This window comes from Pseudomonas helleri (assembly GCF_045830615.1).
GTDB lineage: Bacteria > Pseudomonadota > Gammaproteobacteria > Pseudomonadales > Pseudomonadaceae > Aquipseudomonas > Aquipseudomonas helleri.
Genome location: NZ_CP174501.1, coordinates 3,775,962 through 3,795,478 on the forward strand (window position 1 = coordinate 3,775,962; position 19,517 = coordinate 3,795,478).

Here is a 19,517-nt window from a genome sequence, read left to right on the forward strand (position 1 = left end):
GGTGATCCCCCCATGACATTTCCCACCCATGTGCGCCTGATTGAAGTCGGCCCGCGCGACGGTTTGCAAAATGAAGCCCAGCCCATCAGCGTGGCCGACAAGGTGCAGTTGGTGAACGCCCTGACCGACGCCGGGCTGGGCTATATCGAAGTCGGCAGTTTTGTGTCGCCTAAATGGGTGCCGCAAATGGCCGGTTCCGCCGAGGTCTTCGCGCAGATCCAGCACAAGCCGGGTGTGGTTTATGGGGCGTTGACGCCGAATATGCGCGGCTTCGAAGACGCCGTCGCCGCCGGGGTTAAAGAAGTGGCCGTGTTCGCCGCCGCTTCCGAAGCGTTTTCGCAGCGCAACATCAACTGCTCGATCAGTGAAAGCCTGGAACGCTTTGCGCCCATCATGGAATCCGCCAGGCAACACGGCATCAGCGTGCGCGGCTATGTGTCCTGTGTGCTGGGCTGCCCGTACGAAGGCCAGGTGTCGGCGCAACAAGTTGCCGACGTAGCCAAAGAGCTGTACGCCATGGGCTGTTACGAAGTGTCGCTGGGCGACACCATCGGCACCGGCACGCCCTCGGCAACCCGTGCCATGTTCGAAGCCGTCGGGGCTTATGTCCCCCGCGACAAACTCGCCGGGCATTTCCATGACACCTATGGCCAAGCCATGGTCAACATCTACGCCAGCTTGCTCGAAGGGATCAATGTGTTCGACAGCTCGGTGGCAGGCCTGGGAGGCTGCCCGTACGCCAAGGGCGCCAGCGGTAACGTGGCCACCGAAGACGTGCTGTACATGCTCAATGGCATGGGGATCGAAACCGGGATCGACATGGACAAGCTGTTACTGGCAGGCCAGTACATCTGCAACGTGCTGGGGCGTGTTACCGGGTCACGGGTCGCCAAGGCGCGTCAGTGCTGAAAAGTGTGGCTTAGTGTTACCGCCCCCTCACACAAACGAGTAACACGGAAACAAACCGGCCCTGATCCAGGCCGGTTTTTTATTGCCTGAAAAGCCAAACCATTGATTTATAAGGATTTTTAAAAGTTGGCACGGCTCCTGCTATCTCTATGGCATAACAAGAATAAAAACCGCAGCAACATAATAAGAACAATACGAAACGACTCTGACATAACAAAAACAACACGGCAGAGACGCAGCTAACAGATTTTTTTGGAGAAGGTTTACTTTTCCGGGGAGCCAAGAGCCACCTCGCAACCGGGCAGAGAACAATAAAACTACCTTCAGGTAGCACCCGTTCAGGTTGGATCACCGGTTTGATAGCCAGTGATAAAAGTGGATCAGCGCTCAAAAAAATACGTTTGCTCTTGATCCCGGATGGGGATCGCAAAAAAACGCAGCAAAGGGTGAGTTCCAAAAACAACAATAGACCACCCTTCAATAATAAAAAGAGCACGCAACGACACGTTAAAGGGGAGCCTCGGCTCCCCTTTGTGCTTTCCGGGGTTTGGGGCTGTAGGAGTTGCCGCCCCGTCTACGCCGCCGCGCTGTCGCGCAGCAATCAGGACAGCGAGTATCTTCAGTATCCCCCAATCGGTTCCCTCTCCTTCGGGAGAGGGCTAGGGTGAGGGGGGCTCTTAGATAAAGATCAAAAGATCGCGAGCAAGCTCGCTCCTACAGGGCCTTTAGAATCAATCACTTATTTTTTGTTAGATAAGAGTTGCCGCCCCGTCTACGACGCCGCGCTGTCGCGCAGCAAACAGGACAGCGAGTATCTTCAGCATCCCCCAATCGGTTCCCTCTCCTTCGGGAGAGGGCTAGGGTGAGGGGGGCTCTTAGATAAAGATCAAAAGATCGCGAGACAAGCTCGCTCCTACAGCGGCCTAGACCTTTCTGATCTCCAGAATGCTGATTTCGCGCATTTTGAATTTTTGGACCTTGCCGGTCACGGTCATCGGGAAGACGTCGACAAACTTGAAGTGTCGTGGCGTCTTGAAGTGGGCGATGCGCGACTTGCACCACGTTTGCAACTCAAGCTCGTTAGCACTGTGGCCAGGGTGAAATTTGATCCAGGCGACAATCTCTTCGCCGTATTTTTCATCCGGGATCCCGATAACCTGCACGTCCGCCACCGCAGGGTGGGTGAAAAAGAACTCTTCCAGCTCACGCGGGTAAATGTTCTCGCCGCCCCGAATGATCATGTCCTTGTTACGCCCGACAATGCGCACATAGCCCTGCTCATTCATCTCTGCCAGGTCACCGGTGTGCATCCAGCCTTCGCTGTCCAAGGCTTCGCGGGTCGCTTGGGGGTTGTTCCAGTAACCCAGCATCACGCTGTAACCACGGGTGCATAGTTCACCCACCTCACCGCGAGCGACGATATTGCCTTGCGCGTCGATCAGCTTGTTCTCCAGGTGCGGCTGGGTACGCCCTACGGTGGTCACGCGTAATTCCAGATCATCATCCGGCCCGGTCTGCATGGACACCGGGCTGGTTTCAGTCATGCCATAAGCAATTTGTACCTCGCCCATGTGCATTTCGCTGATCACGCGGCGCATCACTTCTATCGGGCAGGTGGCGCCGGCCATGATCCCGGTACGCAGGCTCGACACGTCAAAGCCGGCGCGCTCGGGGTGATCGAGCAAGGCAATAAACATGGTGGGCACCCCGTATAGCGCTGTAGCCCGCTCTTCGGCGATGGCTTGCAGGGTCAGCGTGGGGTCAAAGGCGTCGCCCGGGTAAATCATGGTGGTGCCGTGGGTTACGCACCCCAGGTTGCCCATCACCATGCCAAAGCAGTGATACAGCGGCACCGGTATCACCAGCCGGTCAACGGCCGTCAGCCCCAGGCTTTCGCCGACCATGTAAGCGTTATTGAGAATATTGCGGTGGCTGAGCGTCGCACCTTTGGGGAAGCCCGTGGTGCCAGAGGTGTACTGAATGTTCACCGGCTGGTCGGGCTGAAGGCTGGCCTGTCGTGCGTAGAGTTGCTGCACTGCAACGCCGCTGCCCAATGTGGCCAGTTGCGGCCAGGGCAAGAACCCTGCGGGCGGTTGTACATCGAGGCTGATCACCCCGCGCAAGTCTTCAAAACGCTCGCTGTTGAGTTGCCCGGCCGCCTGCCCTTGCAGCTCAGGCAGCAACTCCTGGAGCATCGCGTGGTAGTTCGAGGTCTTGAACGTGCTCGCACTCACCAGCCACTGGCACTTTGATTGTTTGAGCACGTATTCAAGCTCAGACAAACGATAGGCCGGGTTGATGTTGACCAGAATCACGCCAATTTTTGCGCTGGCAAACTGGCAGATAAACCACTCGGCACAGTTAGGCGCCCACACGCCCAACCGGTCGCCCGCCTGCATGCCCAACGCCAGAAAGGCCCTGGCGTGAAGGTCAACGGCCTGAGCCAACTGCGCCCAGTTGTAACGCTGCTGCTGATGGCGCACCACCAACGCTTCACCGTCGGGGTAGCGGGCAGCGGTTTGATCGAACGCTTGACCGATGGTCATCGCCAGCAACGGCTTGTCCAGCGCGCCCTGGCTGTAACTGGGGACAGATTGCGGCTTCATGACAACTCCTCTTGTGATTGTTTTGGGAGCATGGGGAAGACGCGCACTCACGCATTCCCTCTGTGCAGAATAGCAATTACTCTGAACCAAGTTGACGTTAACGTAAAGGTCATTGACAGCATTCATTGCCAAGTTTACGTTAACGTAAAGCTTACCCATGGCGATGCTGTTAACGCCGTTTATAAGAACAATGACCAAGGTGCCCCATGAGCTACCCGACTTTGAACTTCGCCCTGGGCGAAACCATCGACATGCTGCGCGATCAGGTACAAGCCTTTGTGGCTGACGAACTCAGCCCCCGCGCGGCGCAAATCGACAAAGACAACCTGTTCCCCGCTGACATGTGGCGCAAGTTCGGTGACATGGGCCTGCTGGGCATCACCGTGCCGGAAGAATACGGCGGAACTGGCCTGAGCTACCTGGCCCACGTGGTCGCCATGGAAGAAATCAGCCGCGGCTCGGCGTCTGTGGCCCTTTCGTACGGGGCGCACTCCAACCTGTGCGTCAACCAGATCAACCGCAACGGCAGCCACGCGCAAAAACTCAAATACCTGCCCAAGTTGATCAGCGGCGAACACATTGGCGCTCTGGCCATGAGCGAGCCAAATGCCGGCTCTGACGTGGTGTCGATGAAACTGCGTGCCGACAAGCGCGGTGATCATTTCGTGCTTAACGGCAGCAAAACCTGGATCACCAACGGCCCGGACGCCAACACGTATGTGATCTACGCCAAAACCGACCTGGAAAAAGGCCCACACGGCATCAGCGCTTTTATTGTTGAGCGTGACTGGAAAGGCTTCAGCCGCAGCACCCATTTCGACAAGCTCGGCATGCGCGGTTCGAACACCTGCGAACTGTTTTTCGACGACGTTGAAGTGCCCGAAGAAAACCTCCTGGGCACCCTCAACGCTGGCGTCAAAGTGTTGATGAGTGGCCTCGATTACGAGCGTGTCGTGCTTTCAGGCGGCCCGACCGGGATCATGCAGGCGTGCATGGACTTGGTGGTGCCGTACATCCACGACCGCAAACAGTTTGGCCAGAGCATCGGCGAATTCCAGCTGATCCAGGGCAAGGTGGCCGACATGTACACCCAGCTCAATGCCAGCCGCGCTTATCTGTACGCGGTGGCGGCTGCCTGCGAACGCGGCGAAACCACGCGCAAGGACGCCGCCGGGGTGATCTTGTACAGCGCCGAGCGCGCCACGCAAATGGCCCTCGACGCGATCCAGATTCTGGGCGGTAACGGCTACATCAATGAATTCCCTGCCGGGCGCCTGCTGCGTGACGCCAAGCTCTATGAGATCGGCGCGGGCACCAGTGAAATCCGCCGTATGTTGATTGGTCGCGAACTGTTTAACGAAACCCGCTGAGGAGCGCACGTATGTCCATCTTGCATACGACCATCAACCCGCGCTCTGCAGAGTTCGCGACCAACCGCGAGGCCATGCTCAAACAGGTCGACGCTCTGCACGCGTTGCTTGAGCAGGTGCAGCAAGGCGGCGGCGCCAAGGCACAAGAGCGCCACACCTCACGTGGCAAGTTGCTGCCCCGCGAGCGGATTGACCGGTTGCTGGACACGGGCTCGGCCTTTCTGGAACTCAGTCAGTTGGCTGCCTATGGCGTGTACGGCGAAGACGTTCCGGCAGCAGGAATCATCGCCGGCATTGGTAGGGTCGAAGGGGTTGAATGCATGATTGTGGCGAACGATGCCACGGTCAAAGGCGGTTCTTACTACCCGCTGACGGTAAAGAAGCACCTGCGCGCGCAGACGATTGCCGAACAAAACCGCTTGCCGTGCATTTATCTGGTGGACTCGGGCGGCGCCAACCTGCCGCGTCAGGATGAAGTGTTCCCGGATCGCGAGCACTTTGGCCGGATCTTCTTTAATCAGGCCAACATGAGCGCTGCCGGCATTCCGCAAATCGCCGTGGTGATGGGCTCGTGCACCGCAGGCGGCGCCTATGTGCCGGCCATGGCTGACGAAGCGATTATGGTGCGCCAGCAAGCGACGATTTTCCTGGCCGGGCCACCCCTGGTAAAAGCGGCCACCGGCGAAGTGGTCAGCGCTGAAGATCTGGGTGGTGCCGACGTGCACTGCAAGGTGTCCGGCGTTGCCGACCATTACGCTGACAGTGACGAGCATGCCCTGGCGCTGGCCCGCCGCAGTGTGGCCAACCTCAACTGGCGCAAGCTGGGCCAGTTGAACTACCGCAGCCCTTTGGCGCCGCTGTATCCCAAGGACGAGCTGTACGGCATCGTCCCGGCCGATGCCAAACAGCCTTTTGATGTGCGCGAAGTCATTGCGCGGCTGGTGGACGGCTCGGTATTCGATGAGTTCAAAGCGCTGTTCGGCACCACGCTGGTCTGTGGTTTTGCCCATTTGCACGGCTACCCGGTAGCGATCCTGGCCAATAACGGCATCTTGTTTGCCGAAGCGGCACAAAAAGGCGCGCACTTTATTGAGTTGGCCTGCCAGCGCGGCATCCCATTGGTGTTTTTGCAAAACATCACCGGCTTTATGGTCGGGCAAAAATACGAAGCGGGTGGTATCGCCAAGCACGGCGCCAAACTGGTAACGGCGGTGGCTTGTGCCAAAGTCCCCAAGTTCACCGTGATCATCGGCGGCAGCTTTGGCGCCGGTAACTACGGCATGTGCGGGCGCGCTTACGACCCACGTTTTTTGTGGATGTGGCCAAACGCACGCATCGGCGTGATGGGCGCCGAGCAAGCCGCCGGGGTGCTGGTGCAGGTCAAGCGCGAGCAGGCCGAACGCAACGGGGTGGTGTTCAGCCGCGAAGAAGAAGCTGAGATCAAGCAGCCGATCCTCGATCAATACGAGCATCAGGGCCACCCCTACTACTCCAGTGCCCGGTTGTGGGATGACGGCGTGATTGACCCGGCGCAAACCCGCGAGGTGTTGGCGCTGGGCTTGTCGGCAGCGTTGAACGCGCCCATCGAAGCCACGCGTTTCGGCGTGTTCCGCATGTAATGCGATGAAAGGACTGACGCACATGAACGACTTCAACACCCTTGAACTGCACACCGACCCTCGGGGTTTCGCCACCCTGTGGTTGAGTCGCGAGCAGAAGAACAACGCCTTTAACGCCGAAATGATCCAGGAGCTGATCGTCGCGCTTGATAAGGTTCAGAGCGATGGGACGCTGCGCTTTCTGTTGCTGCGCGGACGCGGCAAGCATTTCAGCGCCGGGGCCGATCTGGCCTGGATGCAACAATCGGCCGAACTCGACTACAACACCAATCTGGATGATGCGCGGCACCTGGCCGAGTTGATGTACAACCTGGCCAAACTGAAAATCCCGACCTTGGCAGTGGTGCAAGGCGCCGCGTATGGCGGTGCCTTGGGTTTGATCAGCGCCTGCGACATGGCGATTGGTGCCGAGGATGCGCAGTTTTGTTTGTCTGAAGTGCGCATCGGCCTGGCCCCGGCCGTTATCAGCCCGTTTGTCGTGCAAGCGATTGGCGAACGCGCCGCCCGCCGTTTTGCCCTGACCGCCGAGCGCTTCAGTGGGCTGCGCGCCCGTGAACTGGGGCTGCTTGCAGAATGCTACCCGCTGGCCGAGCTGGAGCAGCAGATCGACCATTGGGTCGACAACCTGTTACTCAACAGCCCGCAGGCCATGCGCGCCTGCAAGGACTTGCTGCGCGAAGTCAGCCACGGCGCGCCGACGCCTGCCATTCGCCGCTACTGCGAAAACGCAATTGCCCGGATCCGGGTCAGCCCCGAAGGCCAGGAAGGCTTGCGGGCCTTTCTGCAAAAACGCACGCCCCGCTGGCAAACAGACACATCGACCCAGGAGCCGCGTTCATGAGCGCCCCTCTGATTACTTCGTTACTGGTCGCCAACCGCGGCGAGATCGCCTGCCGGGTCATGCGCACCGCCAAGGCGCTGGGTCTCACCACAGTAGCTGTGCACAGCAGCGCTGACCGCGATGCGCGGCATTGTCGCGAAGCTGATATCTGCGTTGATCTGGGTGGCAGCAAGGCCGCCGACAGCTACCTGAAAATCGACAAGATCATTGCCGCCGCCCAGGCCAGCGGCGCGCAAGCGATACATCCGGGGTATGGCTTCTTGTCCGAGAACGCAGGCTTTGCCCGTGCGATTGAAGCCGCCGGGCTGATTTTTCTCGGGCCGCCCGCCTCGGCCATTGATGCCATGGGCAGCAAGTCCGCCGCCAAAGCCTTGATGGAAACAGCCGGTGTGCCGTTGGTGCCGGGCTATCACGGCGAAGCGCAAGACCTGGAAACCTTCCGCGTTGCCGCCGAGCGTATCGGCTACCCGGTGCTGCTAAAAGCCACGGCGGGTGGCGGTGGCAAGGGCATGAAAGTGGTCGAGGACGTCAGCCAACTGGCCGACGCCCTGGCTTCTGCTCAGCGTGAAGCACTGTCTTCGTTCGGCGATGCGCGGATGCTGGTCGAAAAATATGTACTCAAACCCCGGCATGTCGAGATCCAGGTGTTTGCCGACCAGCACGGCAACTGTCTGTACCTCAACGAACGCGACTGCTCGATTCAGCGTCGCCACCAGAAAGTCGTTGAAGAAGCCCCCGCCCCCGGCCTCAGTGCAGAGCAACGCCGCGCCATGGGTGAGTCGGCGGTACGTGCCGCGCAGGCCATCGGCTACGTCGGTGCAGGTACCGTGGAGTTCTTGCTCGATGCCCGTGGCGAATTCTTCTTTATGGAGATGAACACCCGCCTGCAAGTCGAACACCCGGTGACTGAGGCCATCACCGGCCTGGACCTGGTGGACTGGCAAATCCGCGTGGCACGCGGCGAAGCCTTACCGATCACCCAGGCGCAAGTGCCGTTACGCGGGCACGCGATTGAAGTGCGTTTGTATGCCGAAGACCCGAGCAATGACTTCCTCCCGCAAACCGGTCGCCTCCAGGTGTACCGCGAGTCAGCAGCCGGGGCGGGACGCCGGGTAGACAGCGGTGTCAGCGAAGGCGATGAAGTGTCACCGTTTTATGACCCGATGCTCGGCAAGCTGATTGCCTGGGGCGAAGACCGTGAACAAGCCCGCTTGCGCTTGCTGGCGATGCTCGATGAGTTCGCCATTGGTGGCTTGAAAACCAACCTGAGCTTCCTGCGCCGCATCATCGGCCATCCCGCCTTTGCCACAGCCGAACTGGACACCGGGTTTATCCCGCGGTATCAGGCGCAACTGCTGCCGCCTGCCCAACCGTTGCCAGGCGCCTTTTGGCAGGCCGCCGCTCAAGCCTTCCAGCAAAGCCTGGCCCCTGAGCCGCGCGACGATGACCCGACGTCACCCTGGGCCTTGCACACGGGCTTTCGCAGCGGCCTGCCGGCTAAAACCCTGCTGGTCTTGAGCGCCGGTGATGAACGCCACGTGGTCAGCCTCGGTGAACCCAAGGCCACCTTGCACAACGAACAGTTGGTGATCGAACACGACGGGATACGCCGTCAACACCTGGCCATTCGTCACGCCGACACGCTGTACATACGCTGGCAAGGCGAAGTCCACAGCGTCAGCCTCTACGACCCTATTGCAGCCGTCAGTGCCAGCCACGGCCAGCAAGGGGGCCTGACAGCGCCCATGAATGGCAGCGTGGTACGCGTGCTGGTAGAAATAGGCCAGACGGTCGAGGCCGGCGCGCAACTCGTAGTGCTAGAAGCAATGAAGATGGAGCACAGCCTGCGAGCCCCCCAGGCGGGCGTCATCAAGGCGTTGTTCTGCGAGGAAGGGGAAATGGTCAGCGAGGGTACCGCACTGATCGAAATGGAATAAAAAAAGCGGATACCGGCAACGGTATCCGCTTTTTTCCGGGCCTGTGCCGGGTGTTAGTCAAAATTTGGTGCTGGCCTGCACCACCACCCCGATAATCGAGCAACGCTCATCAAACAACACTTTCGGGTAAGTCGGGTTCAGCGGCTTGAGATAAAGCTGGCCGCTTTCTTCGCTGAGCTGCCTGAACGTCGCCTCGGTAGAGTCAGGCGTACGGGCAATCACCATTTTGCCGGGTTCTGCCTCGATATCCGGATCCACCAGAATCATCATGCCTTGCGGAACACTGACGCCCATTGGGGCTGTCATCGCATCCCCCATCACTTGCAACCAGAATGCCGCCCCTTTGGCGTAATGGTCGCTGACCTCAAAACGGATGCCCGGCTGATAACCCGGCAGCACTTTCTCGTTAATCTGGCCTGCCGTCGCCCAGTCACTGACGGGATAACGGAATGCAGACGTTATGTCGTAGGTGGGTTCGTCAACGCTCGGGTCATTCGCTGCCTCATTGCGTCCACGAATCACCAACGCGACTTCCAGGTGCTCCAGCCCCAAGGCGTGCAGCACTTTGTTCATAGTGAGCAGGTCGGGCTGACGGCGTTTATTGAGCCAATGCCCAACGCCCCCTTGGGAAGCGCCAACGCGTTCGGCGAGTTTCTCTTGCGTGAGTTTTTGCTCGCGCAATTTGGTTCTGACTAAAGCGATCCATTTATCCATTGGCCGAACAATACGGATTGAATTCCGAGCAACAATACACATTCCGTATTATTTAAACCAATGCTCAAAATACTTATTGTACTAATCTGACTCCGGCTGATCCGATTAATCTCAGAAACGCAGGTAAATCATGACTTCCATAACAAAAATCACGCCGGAAACTGAGCTCGATATTGAGCTTGAAGCGCTAAAAGACGACGCCGCCACCCAGCGCGCACTCGACTATTATTTGAAACCAGCTGTTTCTCAGCCGCCTCAAGAGAAGAAAGTGTTCGTTGTGAGTGATGACGTGAGCCAGGAAGAAGCCATGGTCACTGCCTGCGAATACTTGCGATGCGGGGTGAGCATGGTGCATAGCGCAGCAGACACCCATCAGGGTGCGCATCGCGATCAGTTTCTGGCACTGGCATTTTTTATCGAGTCAGCCAAACAGCTCCTGGACAAGGCCCTGGATGTGCAAAAACTGACCAATCGGTAGCTAAAACAGCCAAAAAGATGCTCAGTCGCTCGATTGGAAAACCAGCGAGCCAGAGCCTTTGTAGGAGAAAGGGAAAATAAATGTCGAAAAAGTGAGGAAAATCGTTTGACTTGCAAATGATAATGATTACTATTGCAAGCAACTGGTCGCGAGATCAGTTGATAATTCAAATGACCTTAGGTCGGTCTTCGAATTATCTCCTCATCAGGCTAATCACGGTTATTTGACCCGGCTTATGGCCGGGTCTTTTTTTTGCGGCCAGTTATCTGGCTCAGCGTGCTTCAGGCTAATGAAGTCTTGTGTGCGGCCGGTTTTTTTCGGTGGCCGCTACGATGCCGGCGATGATAGCAAAAGAATATTGACCAGCGGAAGCTTATTACCCAATACCTTAGCCGTAATAGCGATTTTGAACTTGAGAATCACTCTCAAAAACGCTATTCTCGCGCGGCGTCAAGGACGACGCCCCCCCGTTGTCCTCTCCTCCCCTTTCCAAAATTGCGTATTGGCCCATTGCGGTTGCAAGGTAAAGTAGCGACCACAATTATCTGATTCCAGGATTTGGACGATGACCGTGGCGCCCTCTGCACTTCATATCACCAGTGACTTTGACAGTGGCAACATCCAGGTGCTGGATGCCAGCAATCCGCTGCATGTACGACTGGCGATAAAACCCGACACCCGGAGCGCACATTTCCAGTGGTTTCATTTCAAGGTCGATGGCCTGCAAATGGGCCAGACCCATCGTTTTGAATTAAGCAACGCCAGCCAGTCTTCCTACAACAAAGCCTGGGATGGCTATCAAGCGGTGGCGTCCTACGACCACGAGAACTGGTTTCGCGTCCCGACTGAGTTCGACGGCACTGCGCTGACCTTCAGCCTGAAAGCAGAGCAACCACAGGTCTGGTTTGCTTACTTCGAACCCTACAGCCGTGCACGCCACGACGAGTTGATCAAAAACGCGTTGCAGTGGTCCGGCTGTGAGGTACTGGCCGTCGGCAAAAGCGTCGAAGGACGCGATATACCGCTATTGCGCAAAGGCACCGGCGGCTGCCACAAGCGCAAGATCTGGATCATCGCCCAGCAACACCCAGGCGAGCACATGGCCGAATGGTTTATGCAGGGCATTCTTGAACGGCTTGAACAGGGCAGCGACCCACAGCTACGAAAGTTGCTGGACTTCGCCGATCTGTACCTGATCCCGAACATGAACCCGGACGGCGCGTTTCACGGGCACTTGCGCACCAATGCCAATGGTCAGGATTTAAACCGCGCCTGGCAACATACCGAGCGCGATGTCAGCCCTGAAGTGTTCTTCGCCCTGGAGCAGATGAAGCTCCACGGAGTCGACCTGTTTCTGGACATTCACGGCGACGAAGAAATCCCCTACGTGTTCACCGCAGGGTGTGAAGGCAACCCAAGCTATACCAAACGCCAGGCCACCCTAGAAGAGCGTTTTCGCAGCCACCTGAGCAAGCTGACTCCCGACTTCCAGACCGAACATGGCTACACCCGCGACGAGCCCGGCCAAGCCAATATGACCCTGGCCTGCAACAGCGTGGGTGACCGCTTTGGCTGCTTGTCGCTGACCCTTGAGATGCCCTTCAAGGACCACAACAATGCACCGGACCCGATCACCGGCTGGTCTGGCAAGCGCTCCATGCAATTGGGCAAGAGTGTGCTAAGCACCTTGTCAGACATGGTTCGCGAGTTGCGTTGAGCGACTTTTTCTTTTACGTGCACGAGTACACACCGCCTGCTTATGGATACCCTCGCTAAACTGCGCGCCGGCCAATTGGTCGGCCTTAAACGTCTGGATCTGTCGTGCGGGCTGACTGAATTCCCACCCGAAATTTTCCAGCTGGCTGACACCCTGGAGATCCTCAATCTGAGTGGCAACGCTCTCAGCCGCTTACCCGAGGACCTGCACCGCCTGAGCCATCTGCGCATTCTGTTTTGCTCGGACAACCAGTTCACCGAACTGCCCGCCTGCCTGGGGCAATGCGCGAAACTGAGCATGATCGGCTTCAAGGCTAATCAGATCGAGCACGTCCCTGGCGCAGCATTGCCGCCGTTATTGCGTTGGCTGATCCTCACGGATAACCGCATCCAGCAGTTGCCCGACGAACTGGGCCAGCGGCCCTTGCTGCAAAAGCTGATGTTGGCCGGCAACTGCCTGCAAACGTTACCGGCCAGCCTGGCCCGGTGCGAGCGTCTGGAACTGATCCGTCTGGCAGCCAACCAGTTCACCGAACTGCCTGAGACCGTGCTGGCCTTGCCGGGCTTGAGCTGGCTGGCCTACGCCGGGAATCCGTTGCGTGAAGACGCCAGCGCCCTGCGAGAAGCCGATAACACCCCCGACATCGAGTGGTCGCATCTTGAGCTGGGGCAAAAACTGGGCGAAGGCGCGTCGGGGATCGTTCACCAGGCGCAATGGAACGCTCCTGGCCAACCGGCACACGCGGTTGCGGTCAAGCTGTACAAAGGCAGCATGACCAGCGATGGTTCGCCGCTCAATGAAATGAATGCCTGCATTGCCGCCGGCCAGCATCCCAACCTGATCAAGGTTCTGGGCCGCGTGACGGGGCACCCCGAGCAAACCGCTGGCCTGATCATGGAGCTGATCGACCCGTCGTTCATGAACCTGGCCGCCCTGCCCAGCTTCGACACCTGCAGTCGCGACGTCTATGCCCCAGCCACCCGCTTCACCTACGACAGCGCCTTGCGTATTGCCCGCGGTATCGCCTCGGCAGCAGATCACTTGCATGCGCAAGGCATCTGCCATGGCGATTTATACGCGCACAATATTCTGTACAGCCACGAAGGTGACTGCCTGCTTGGCGACTTTGGCGCGGCGTGCTTTCACGCCCTCGACAACAGCCCGCAGAGCCGTGCCCTGCAACGCATTGAAGTCCGTGCATTCGGGATTTTGCTGGGGGAATTGCTGGAGCGGATCGACTCAGACATGAGCGATCAACAACACGCGAAGTGGAAGGATTTGCAGCAGCGGTGCACTCAACCTGACGTATTGGCCCGTCCGGATTTCGCTGCGATCAGCCAGGCATTGGCCTGAAGGCCACACCACCCTCCTGTAGGAGCGAGCTTGCCTCGCGATCTTTTGATGATTTAAAAGATCGCGAGCCGAGCGCAACCGGGCTTTATGCCAAGGCTACGAACAGGTCCTGCACGTCGTCTTGTTCTTCAAGCTTGGCCAGAAACTCCTGGACTTCAGCCATTTGCTCCTCAGTCAGGCTGGTCACCGGGTTCTTCGCCTGGTAACCCAACTTGGCCGACAACACCGTAAAACCCTGCTCAGGCAGCGCCTTCTGCACCGCATCCAGGTCAGTGGTTTCAGTGATGAACAAGGTGGTGCCTTCTTCTTCGCCTTCTTCGAAATCCTGGGCGTCAGCTTCGATAGCCGCCATCTCAGGATCAGCATCCGCCGCGTCCGGCTTGGCTTCGATCAGGCCCACATGGTTAAAGTCCCATGCCACCGAACCCGAAGCGCCCAACTGGCCCTTACGGAATGCCACACGAATTTCAGCAACGGTACGGTTAACGTTGTCAGTCAGGCACTCAACAATCAACGGCACTTGATGCGGGGCGAAACCTTCGTAGGTCACGCGCGAGTATTGCACCGCTTCAGTACCGATACCGGCACCTTTGTTGATTGCACGCTTGATGGTGTCGGCAGGCATCGAGGCTTTTTTGGCCTGCTCATAGACCAGGCGCAAATGCGAATTCATGTCCGGGTCAGCACCGTTGCGGGCTGCTACTGTCAGCTCCTTGGCCAACTTGCCGAAAATCTTGCCGCGGCTGTTGGCGGCCTCCGCTTTGTGTTTAACCTTCCACTGTGCGCCCATTACTCATCTCTCAATCGGGTGTGTCGCGGCGGTTTGGCCGTCGAATGGATGCAAGTTTATACGGCTGAAAGTCGTCAATCGACCAAAAAATCCAATTTAGGCTGCAAGCTCCATAAACGCTTTGATCAGCCGCAGCTCTGCGCGGCGCTCCATGCAGCCGAGCATATGGCGGTTTACCAGACCTGCACCGTTGATCGGAACAGCCCCTACCCGCGGGTCGTGGCTGACTTCTGCCGACGACACAATGCCTATCCCCAATTGCGCCGCCACCGCCTCGGTCACGGCTTCACGACTGTCCAGCTCCAGCAACACCCGCGGATTGACGCCCGCACCGTCGCAGGCCTGATCAAAGGTGCGCCGGGTAATCGAACTCGGCTCTCGCAACACCATGATTACCTGATCCAGTTGCGCAATATCCACACCCTGCGCCAGCCCCAGCCACGGGTGACTGGCCGGCACCAAGGCGCAAATCCGCGATTCTTGCAGGGCCCGCAAAGTCAGCCCTTTGCGCGGTTCGACCTCGGTGAGCACTGCCACATCAACGTGCTCGGACAACAGCGCGTTCAAGGTTTCCTGGGCATTGCCCAGGCGCAAGTTGACGGTAATCCCCGGATACCGCGCACGCAGGCTCGCCAGCATCGGCATCACCATGTGCGGACCGTCGGCGGCCACCTCCAGTCGCCCGGTCAGAAGCTGGCGATTAGCCTCCAGCAACACCTGCGCCTCATCCACCAAGCCGAACATGGCACGGGTGATGGCCGCCAGCCGGGTGCCCTCCTCCGTTAGCTCCACTCGCCGTGCCGTGCGTCGCAGCAAGGTGATTTGGTAGTGCTCCTCCAGCGCCTTGATATGCCCGGTCACCGCTGGCTGGCTGATAAACAGGCGCGCAGCAGCCCTTGTAAAGCTGCCTTCACGGGCCACTGCATCAAACGCACGAAGCTGGAATAAATTCATAGGTATAAGTTTGGCTGATAGCTGAGATAACAACAAACAATTTGATTGATAGAAACGCAAACTGCAACGTATGCCCTGTAATCAATTGCCATCCCAAGTGTGTGAGGAAACCAGAATGACCCCTGCTGCGCCGATCCTGCTGACCCCAGGCCCATTGACGACCTCGCTGCGCACACGTCAGGCCATGCTGGTCGACTGGGGTTCATGGGATGACCGCTTCAACCAGTTGACGGCCAGCGTGTGCGAACAATTGCTGGCGATCATCAACGGCAGCGAGACCCACCACTGCGTACCGTTGCAGGGCAGCGGCACGTTCGCGGTCGAAGCGGCGATGGGTACCCTGGTACCCCGCGACGGCCATGTCCTGGTACTGATCAATGGCGCATACGGCAAGCGTTTGGCAAAAATCTGCGAAGTCATCGGCCGCCGCTTCAGCACCTTTGAAACCGCCGAAGACCAACCGACCACCGCCGCCGATGTTGAGCGCCTGCTCAAGGCCGATCCGAGTATCAGCCACGTCGCCTTGATTCACTGTGAAACCAGCACCGGGATCCTCAACCCGCTGTCAGACATAGCGGCGGTCATCGCCCGCCACGGCAAACGTCTGATCATCGACGCCATGAGTTCTTTCGGGGCACTGCCCATCGACGCACAGACGATCGCCTTCGATGCGCTGATCGCAGCCTCCGGCAAGTGCCTGGAAGGCGTACCGGGCATGGGCTTTGTCTTCGCCCGCAAAGAAGCATTGGCCAAGGCCGCCGGCAACGCCCATTCGCTGGCAATGGATCTGCAAGACCAGCACGCCTACATGGCCAAGACCGGGCAATGGCGCTTCACCCCGCCCACCCACGTCGTTGCCGCGTTACACGAAGCCTTGTTGCAATACAACGAAGAAGGCGGCTTGCCAGCACGGCACAAACGCTACGCCAACAACTGCCAGACGCTGCTCGACGGCATGGCCCGGCTTGGGTTGCGCAGCTTTCTGCCCGCAGCGATTCAGGCGCCGATCATCGTGACGTTTCATGCCCCCAAAGACCCGCGCTATGACTTCAAAACATTCTACGAACGGGTCAAGGCCAAGGGTTTCATCCTGTATCCCGGCAAATTGACCCAAGTCGAAACGTTCCGCGTCGGCTGTATCGGGCACGTCAGTTCCAACGACATGCACGCAGCGGTCACTGCCATCGCCCAGGCGCTGGGCGAAATGGAAGTGCTGGACATTTAAGACGGCTCCGACCTCACACCACCCCATTTAATTCGTGCAGCCGAGGCTGCTCAAACAGGATTTACAGACATGAACTACACCAACCCAAGCAAACTTCAGGCAGCGATTCTCGACTGGGCCGGCACCGTGGTCGACTTTGGCTCCTTCGCCCCGACTCAGATTTTTGTCGAAGCCTTTGCCGAGTTCGACGTGCAGGTGTCGATCGAGGAAGCACGCGGCCCGATGGGCATGGGCAAGTGGGACCACATTCGCACCCTGTGCGATCATCCACAGATCAGTGAGCGCTACAAAAAGGTTTTTGGCCGCACACCGAGCGATGACGATGTCACGGCTATTTACCAACGCTTTATGCCGCTGCAAATCGAAAAAATCGCCGAGCACTCGGCGCTGATCCCCGGCGCACTGGAAGCCATCGCCCAGTTGCGTGGGCAAGGGATCAAAATCGGTTCATGTTCAGGTTATCCGGCGCAAGTGATGGCCAAGGTCGTTGAACTGGCGGCCACCCGCGGTTACACCGCCGATCACGTCGTGGCCACTGACCAAGTGCCTAACGGCCGCCCGTGGCCTGCCCAGGCCTTGGCCAACGTGATCGCGCTGGGTATCGATGATGTGGGCGCTTGCGTAAAAGTCGACGACACCGTGCCGGGGATTCTTGAAGGCCGCCGTGCGGGCATGTGGACGGTGGCGCTGGTGTGTTCCGGCAACGCGCTGGGCCTGACGTACGAGCAATACCGTGCACTGGACCCAACCACCCTGGCCTCGGAACGCACACGTATTCACAGCCTGTTTGAAGGGTCGCGTCCGCATTACTTGATCGACACCCTCAGCGATTTGCCCGAGGTGATTGCCGATATCAACAAACGCCTGGCGAACGGCGAAATGCCGCAAAGCAGTTGAGTGATGGCCGACAGACGACTGCGCCCGGTGCAGTCGTCTGCCATACAGGCCTTGATCCGCGATCAGGCTTTTTTCAATTGCTCAACCCACTGGCTGTAGGCATCGATAAAGGCTTGCAGGAATGGTCGGGTTTTTTCTGACAGCTTGCCTGATTCATCAAAGACGCTACCGGCCCCGCCCAGGTAGGCTTCTGGCTGTTGCAAGCAAGGAACATTCAGAAATACCAGCGATTGACGCAAGTGATGGTTGGCGCCAAAACCACCGATGGCACCCGGCGACACGCTGATGATTGCGCCAGGCTTTGCACCCCAGACACTTTGACCGTAAGGGCGGGAACCCACGTCAAGGGCGTTTTTCAGAGCGGCCGGAACCGAGCGATTGTATTCCGGGGTGACAAACAGCACAGCATCGGCGGCGCGTACTTGATCACGGAAAGCGCTGTAGGCCGCAGGTGGCGTGGCGGTATCAATGTCCTCGTTGTACAGCGCCAGATCCCCGATCTCGATAATGTTCAGCTTCAAATTGGCCGGCGCCAGCTCTGCCAGTGCATGAGCCACTTTTCGATTGAGCGAATCCTTCCTCAAACTACCGACTAGCACTGCTACGTTGTAGACCTTGCTCATAGAAAACTCCGAGTCTGTGGCTGTAGGAAGATTAGTTATAGATGATCGGGCGGCTTTCTTGCAGTTCGATTTACCTTATCGGCGGGCAAGCCTGTAAAGTAGCCGGACTATTTTTTCCAAATCGTTAAACTTCCCCTACTGATCAACGGTCTACAGAGCCGCAAATTGGGTGTTTATCTCCAGAGGTTCTCTACAAATGGCTGCAGTTTTAGTTGGGCAATTTCATGCAAGAGACGCGGAAGGCCGTGTCTATTCGGTGCATGAGTTTGAAACAGTGGTAGAGGGTCACCCTGTGGTCACCTACAAGCTGGCTATTGGAGATCGCGTTACCAAAATCAGTGACAACGAGTTCGAACTGATCCAGTCGAAAGTGCTGTTAACGCGTGATTCGCAAACCGCCGTGGCGACAAAGCCTGAAGCCGTTGTAACGCCTGAGTAACCCTCAGCCACCGGGATAACGCTGAAGTCACAGGATGAGACTGGGGTCAGGCCAGGCTAACGCGCCACCTGACCCGCTGAATACGGACTTCACGCATGCGTTTACGCCACATCGAAGTGATCCAGGCGATCTTGCAGACCGGCAACCTCGACCATGCGGCCGAATGGTTGCAACTGCCTGTATCCACGCTGAGCGCGACACTGCATGAAGCCGAGCAACAGCTCGGCTTCATGCTGTTTGCCAGCGTACGCGGACGCCTGCAAGCCACTCGCGAAACCCTCCTGCTGCAACCGCTGGTCAATCAGTTGTACCTGGATGCAGACCCGCTTCGCCGACTTGGCGACGCCTTGCGCCAGCACCAGGACCCGACCTTGCGCGTGGCCTGTAGCGAGACCTTGGCGCAGCCCTTGCTACCGCACAGCATTGCGACGTTGAGACGACGCTTCCCCGATACGCCCACGACCCTGAGCAGCCAGTGCTTTTCTGAAATAGTACGCCGTGTGCTAATGGATGAGTGCGATGTCGGCCTGGCTCTGCAACCGGCCGAGCAGCCGGGCGTTGATAGCCAGAAGTTGGCCCAGGGAAAAGTACAATTGCTCGCGCCTCACGGCTGGCTTGGCCCGAAGCAAAAGTACATCGCCCTGCACGATCTGGCTGGCCAAGCCATGATTGGCCTGCGTCAGCACGACCCGCTGAGCCGAATGCTCGACAGCAAGCTGCACACACTTCGGCCAGCGCCGGTGGTGCACATTGACGTACACAGTTATCAGATGATGCGCAGCATGGTTGAAGCAGGGGAAGGCCTGGCGCTGGTGGATCCGTTTACCGCCATTGGCGCCAAAAACAGCGGGCTGGACGTATGCCCGTTATCACCCGCAGTTCCCGTGGCACTGTATGCCCTCACGCGCAAAGACTCAGAGCCCGGCGCAGCGCTTAAAGCGCTGCTTGAGATTGTGCGTGAACGGGCCGAGATCTTGCTGGCAGACCAGGGCGCCGTCACCCTTTAACACGACCTTTGGTTTCTTACCTGTAAAGATGGCAGCCT

The 19,517-nt window shown here is 58.2% G+C and carries 17 protein-coding genes; 12 read left to right on the forward strand and 5 right to left on the reverse strand.

Going from position 1 to position 19,517, the window contains the following annotated elements:
* The first annotated feature begins 12 nt into the window (after positions 1–12).
* Positions 13–909: a hydroxymethylglutaryl-CoA lyase gene (locus tag ACJJU9_RS16995; protein WP_407729057.1), complete on the forward strand. Its 897-nt coding sequence runs from the start codon at positions 13–15 to the stop codon at positions 907–909.
* 923 nt (positions 910–1,832) lie between these two features.
* On the opposite strand, the gene ACJJU9_RS17000 is transcribed toward ACJJU9_RS16995, so the two are convergent.
* Complete coding sequence (locus ACJJU9_RS17000) at positions 1,833–3,515, reverse strand: AMP-binding protein (protein WP_407729058.1); 1,683 nt, start codon at positions 3,513–3,515, stop codon at positions 1,833–1,835.
* Between the two features lie 206 nt (positions 3,516–3,721).
* On the opposite strand from ACJJU9_RS17000, the gene ACJJU9_RS17005 reads away from it, so the two are divergent.
* Genes ACJJU9_RS17005 through ACJJU9_RS17020 form a run of 4 tightly spaced genes read left to right on the forward strand, consistent with a single transcriptional unit; the run spans position 3,722 to position 9,282 of the window.
* Entirely contained in the window at positions 3,722–4,885 is a 1,164-nt protein-coding gene (locus tag ACJJU9_RS17005) for an isovaleryl-CoA dehydrogenase (protein ID WP_048373095.1), read from the forward strand.
* Positions 4,886–4,896: 11 nt separating this feature from the next.
* A complete protein-coding gene (locus ACJJU9_RS17010) occupies positions 4,897–6,504 on the forward strand; it encodes a carboxyl transferase domain-containing protein (protein ID WP_153374245.1) in 1,608 nt (535 codons plus the stop codon).
* A gap of 22 nt (positions 6,505–6,526) precedes the next feature.
* Positions 6,527–7,345: a gamma-carboxygeranoyl-CoA hydratase gene (locus ACJJU9_RS17015; protein WP_407729059.1), complete on the forward strand. Its 819-nt coding sequence runs from the start codon at positions 6,527–6,529 to the stop codon at positions 7,343–7,345.
* Positions 7,342–9,282, forward strand: coding sequence for an acetyl/propionyl/methylcrotonyl-CoA carboxylase subunit alpha (locus ACJJU9_RS17020; protein WP_407729060.1), 1,941 nt, complete (start codon positions 7,342–7,344; stop codon positions 9,280–9,282). Before ACJJU9_RS17015 ends, ACJJU9_RS17020 begins: the two co-directional genes overlap by 4 nt.
* Before the next feature lie 57 nt (positions 9,283–9,339).
* Here the strand turns inward: ACJJU9_RS17020 and ACJJU9_RS17025 are convergent, their stop codons facing one another.
* On the reverse strand, positions 9,340–9,996 hold the full coding sequence (locus ACJJU9_RS17025) for a LexA family protein (protein WP_407729061.1): 657 nt from the start codon (positions 9,994–9,996) through the stop codon (positions 9,340–9,342).
* A gap of 130 nt (positions 9,997–10,126) precedes the next feature.
* Between ACJJU9_RS17025 and ACJJU9_RS17030 the strand changes: the two genes are divergently transcribed.
* From ACJJU9_RS17030 to ACJJU9_RS17040, 3 genes are all read left to right on the forward strand, one after another.
* Positions 10,127–10,474 carry a DUF6124 family protein gene (locus ACJJU9_RS17030; RefSeq protein ID WP_048373084.1) on the forward strand — a complete coding sequence of 116 codons (348 nt, stop codon included), beginning with the start codon at positions 10,127–10,129 and terminating at the stop codon, positions 10,472–10,474.
* Positions 10,475–11,039: 565 nt separating this feature from the next.
* Positions 11,040–12,191 carry a M14-type cytosolic carboxypeptidase gene (locus ACJJU9_RS17035; RefSeq protein ID WP_273220397.1) on the forward strand — a complete coding sequence of 384 codons (1,152 nt, stop codon included), beginning with the start codon at positions 11,040–11,042 and terminating at the stop codon, positions 12,189–12,191.
* A gap of 42 nt (positions 12,192–12,233) precedes the next feature.
* Positions 12,234–13,544, forward strand: a complete 1,311-nt coding sequence (locus ACJJU9_RS17040; protein ID WP_407729062.1) for a protein kinase — start codon at positions 12,234–12,236, stop codon at positions 13,542–13,544.
* Positions 13,545–13,629: 85 nt separating this feature from the next.
* On the opposite strand, the gene ACJJU9_RS17045 is transcribed toward ACJJU9_RS17040, so the two are convergent.
* Positions 13,630–14,334, reverse strand: coding sequence for a YebC/PmpR family DNA-binding transcriptional regulator (locus tag ACJJU9_RS17045; protein ID WP_048387324.1), 705 nt, complete (start codon positions 14,332–14,334; stop codon positions 13,630–13,632).
* Between the two features lie 96 nt (positions 14,335–14,430).
* Entirely contained in the window at positions 14,431–15,288 is an 858-nt protein-coding gene (locus ACJJU9_RS17050) for a LysR substrate-binding domain-containing protein (RefSeq protein WP_407729063.1), read from the reverse strand.
* A 115-nt stretch (positions 15,289–15,403) separates the two neighbouring features.
* On the opposite strand from ACJJU9_RS17050, the gene ACJJU9_RS17055 reads away from it, so the two are divergent.
* Both ACJJU9_RS17055 and phnX read left to right on the forward strand, forming a co-directional pair.
* Positions 15,404–16,513 (forward strand): 2-aminoethylphosphonate--pyruvate transaminase, encoded by a 1,110-nt coding sequence (locus ACJJU9_RS17055; protein ID WP_407729064.1) that lies wholly within the window; start codon positions 15,404–15,406, stop codon positions 16,511–16,513.
* Between the two features lie 69 nt (positions 16,514–16,582).
* Positions 16,583–17,410: a phosphonoacetaldehyde hydrolase gene (phnX, locus tag ACJJU9_RS17060; protein WP_407729065.1), complete on the forward strand. Its 828-nt coding sequence runs from the start codon at positions 16,583–16,585 to the stop codon at positions 17,408–17,410.
* A gap of 62 nt (positions 17,411–17,472) precedes the next feature.
* Here the strand turns inward: phnX and ACJJU9_RS17065 are convergent, their stop codons facing one another.
* Entirely contained in the window at positions 17,473–18,033 is a 561-nt protein-coding gene (locus ACJJU9_RS17065) for an NADPH-dependent FMN reductase (RefSeq protein ID WP_048387314.1), read from the reverse strand.
* A 196-nt stretch (positions 18,034–18,229) separates the two neighbouring features.
* Between ACJJU9_RS17065 and ACJJU9_RS17070 the strand changes: the two genes are divergently transcribed.
* Both ACJJU9_RS17070 and ACJJU9_RS17075 read left to right on the forward strand, forming a co-directional pair.
* Positions 18,230–18,472: a hypothetical protein gene (locus ACJJU9_RS17070; protein WP_048387313.1), complete on the forward strand. Its 243-nt coding sequence runs from the start codon at positions 18,230–18,232 to the stop codon at positions 18,470–18,472.
* A 95-nt stretch (positions 18,473–18,567) separates the two neighbouring features.
* The gene (locus tag ACJJU9_RS17075) at positions 18,568–19,479 is read left to right on the forward strand and encodes a LysR family transcriptional regulator (RefSeq protein ID WP_407729066.1); all 912 of its coding nucleotides are present in this window, start codon (positions 18,568–18,570) and stop codon (positions 19,477–19,479) included.
* The last annotated feature ends 38 nt before the right edge of the window (positions 19,480–19,517 follow it).

What these genes read in the sequence shown, in the direction of transcription:
- ACJJU9_RS17040 (WP_407729062.1), top strand. Translation starts at nt 12,234, where the DNA reads ATGGATACCCTCGCTAAACTGCGCGCCGGCCAATTGGTCGGCCTTAAA.
- ACJJU9_RS16995 (WP_407729057.1), top strand. Translation starts at nt 13, where the DNA reads ATGACATTTCCCACCCATGTGCGCCTGATTGAAGTCGGCCCGCGCGAC.
- ACJJU9_RS17010 (WP_153374245.1), top strand. Translation starts at nt 4,897, where the DNA reads ATGTCCATCTTGCATACGACCATCAACCCGCGCTCTGCAGAGTTCGCG.
- ACJJU9_RS17030 (WP_048373084.1), top strand. Translation starts at nt 10,127, where the DNA reads ATGACTTCCATAACAAAAATCACGCCGGAAACTGAGCTCGATATTGAG.
- ACJJU9_RS17035 (WP_273220397.1), top strand. Translation starts at nt 11,040, where the DNA reads ATGACCGTGGCGCCCTCTGCACTTCATATCACCAGTGACTTTGACAGT.
- ACJJU9_RS17050 (WP_407729063.1), bottom strand. Translation starts at nt 15,288, where the DNA reads ATGAATTTATTCCAGCTTCGTGCGTTTGATGCAGTGGCCCGTGAAGGC.
- ACJJU9_RS17070 (WP_048387313.1), top strand. Translation starts at nt 18,230, where the DNA reads ATGGCTGCAGTTTTAGTTGGGCAATTTCATGCAAGAGACGCGGAAGGC.
- ACJJU9_RS17025 (WP_407729061.1), bottom strand. Translation starts at nt 9,996, where the DNA reads ATGGATAAATGGATCGCTTTAGTCAGAACCAAATTGCGCGAGCAAAAA.
- ACJJU9_RS17015 (WP_407729059.1), top strand. Translation starts at nt 6,527, where the DNA reads ATGAACGACTTCAACACCCTTGAACTGCACACCGACCCTCGGGGTTTC.
- ACJJU9_RS17075 (WP_407729066.1), top strand. Translation starts at nt 18,568, where the DNA reads ATGCGTTTACGCCACATCGAAGTGATCCAGGCGATCTTGCAGACCGGC.
- ACJJU9_RS17065 (WP_048387314.1), bottom strand. Translation starts at nt 18,033, where the DNA reads ATGAGCAAGGTCTACAACGTAGCAGTGCTAGTCGGTAGTTTGAGGAAG.
- ACJJU9_RS17045 (WP_048387324.1), bottom strand. Translation starts at nt 14,334, where the DNA reads ATGGGCGCACAGTGGAAGGTTAAACACAAAGCGGAGGCCGCCAACAGC.
- phnX (WP_407729065.1), top strand. Translation starts at nt 16,583, where the DNA reads ATGAACTACACCAACCCAAGCAAACTTCAGGCAGCGATTCTCGACTGG.
- ACJJU9_RS17055 (WP_407729064.1), top strand. Translation starts at nt 15,404, where the DNA reads ATGACCCCTGCTGCGCCGATCCTGCTGACCCCAGGCCCATTGACGACC.
- ACJJU9_RS17020 (WP_407729060.1), top strand. Translation starts at nt 7,342, where the DNA reads ATGAGCGCCCCTCTGATTACTTCGTTACTGGTCGCCAACCGCGGCGAG.
- ACJJU9_RS17005 (WP_048373095.1), top strand. Translation starts at nt 3,722, where the DNA reads ATGAGCTACCCGACTTTGAACTTCGCCCTGGGCGAAACCATCGACATG.
- ACJJU9_RS17000 (WP_407729058.1), bottom strand. Translation starts at nt 3,515, where the DNA reads ATGAAGCCGCAATCTGTCCCCAGTTACAGCCAGGGCGCGCTGGACAAG.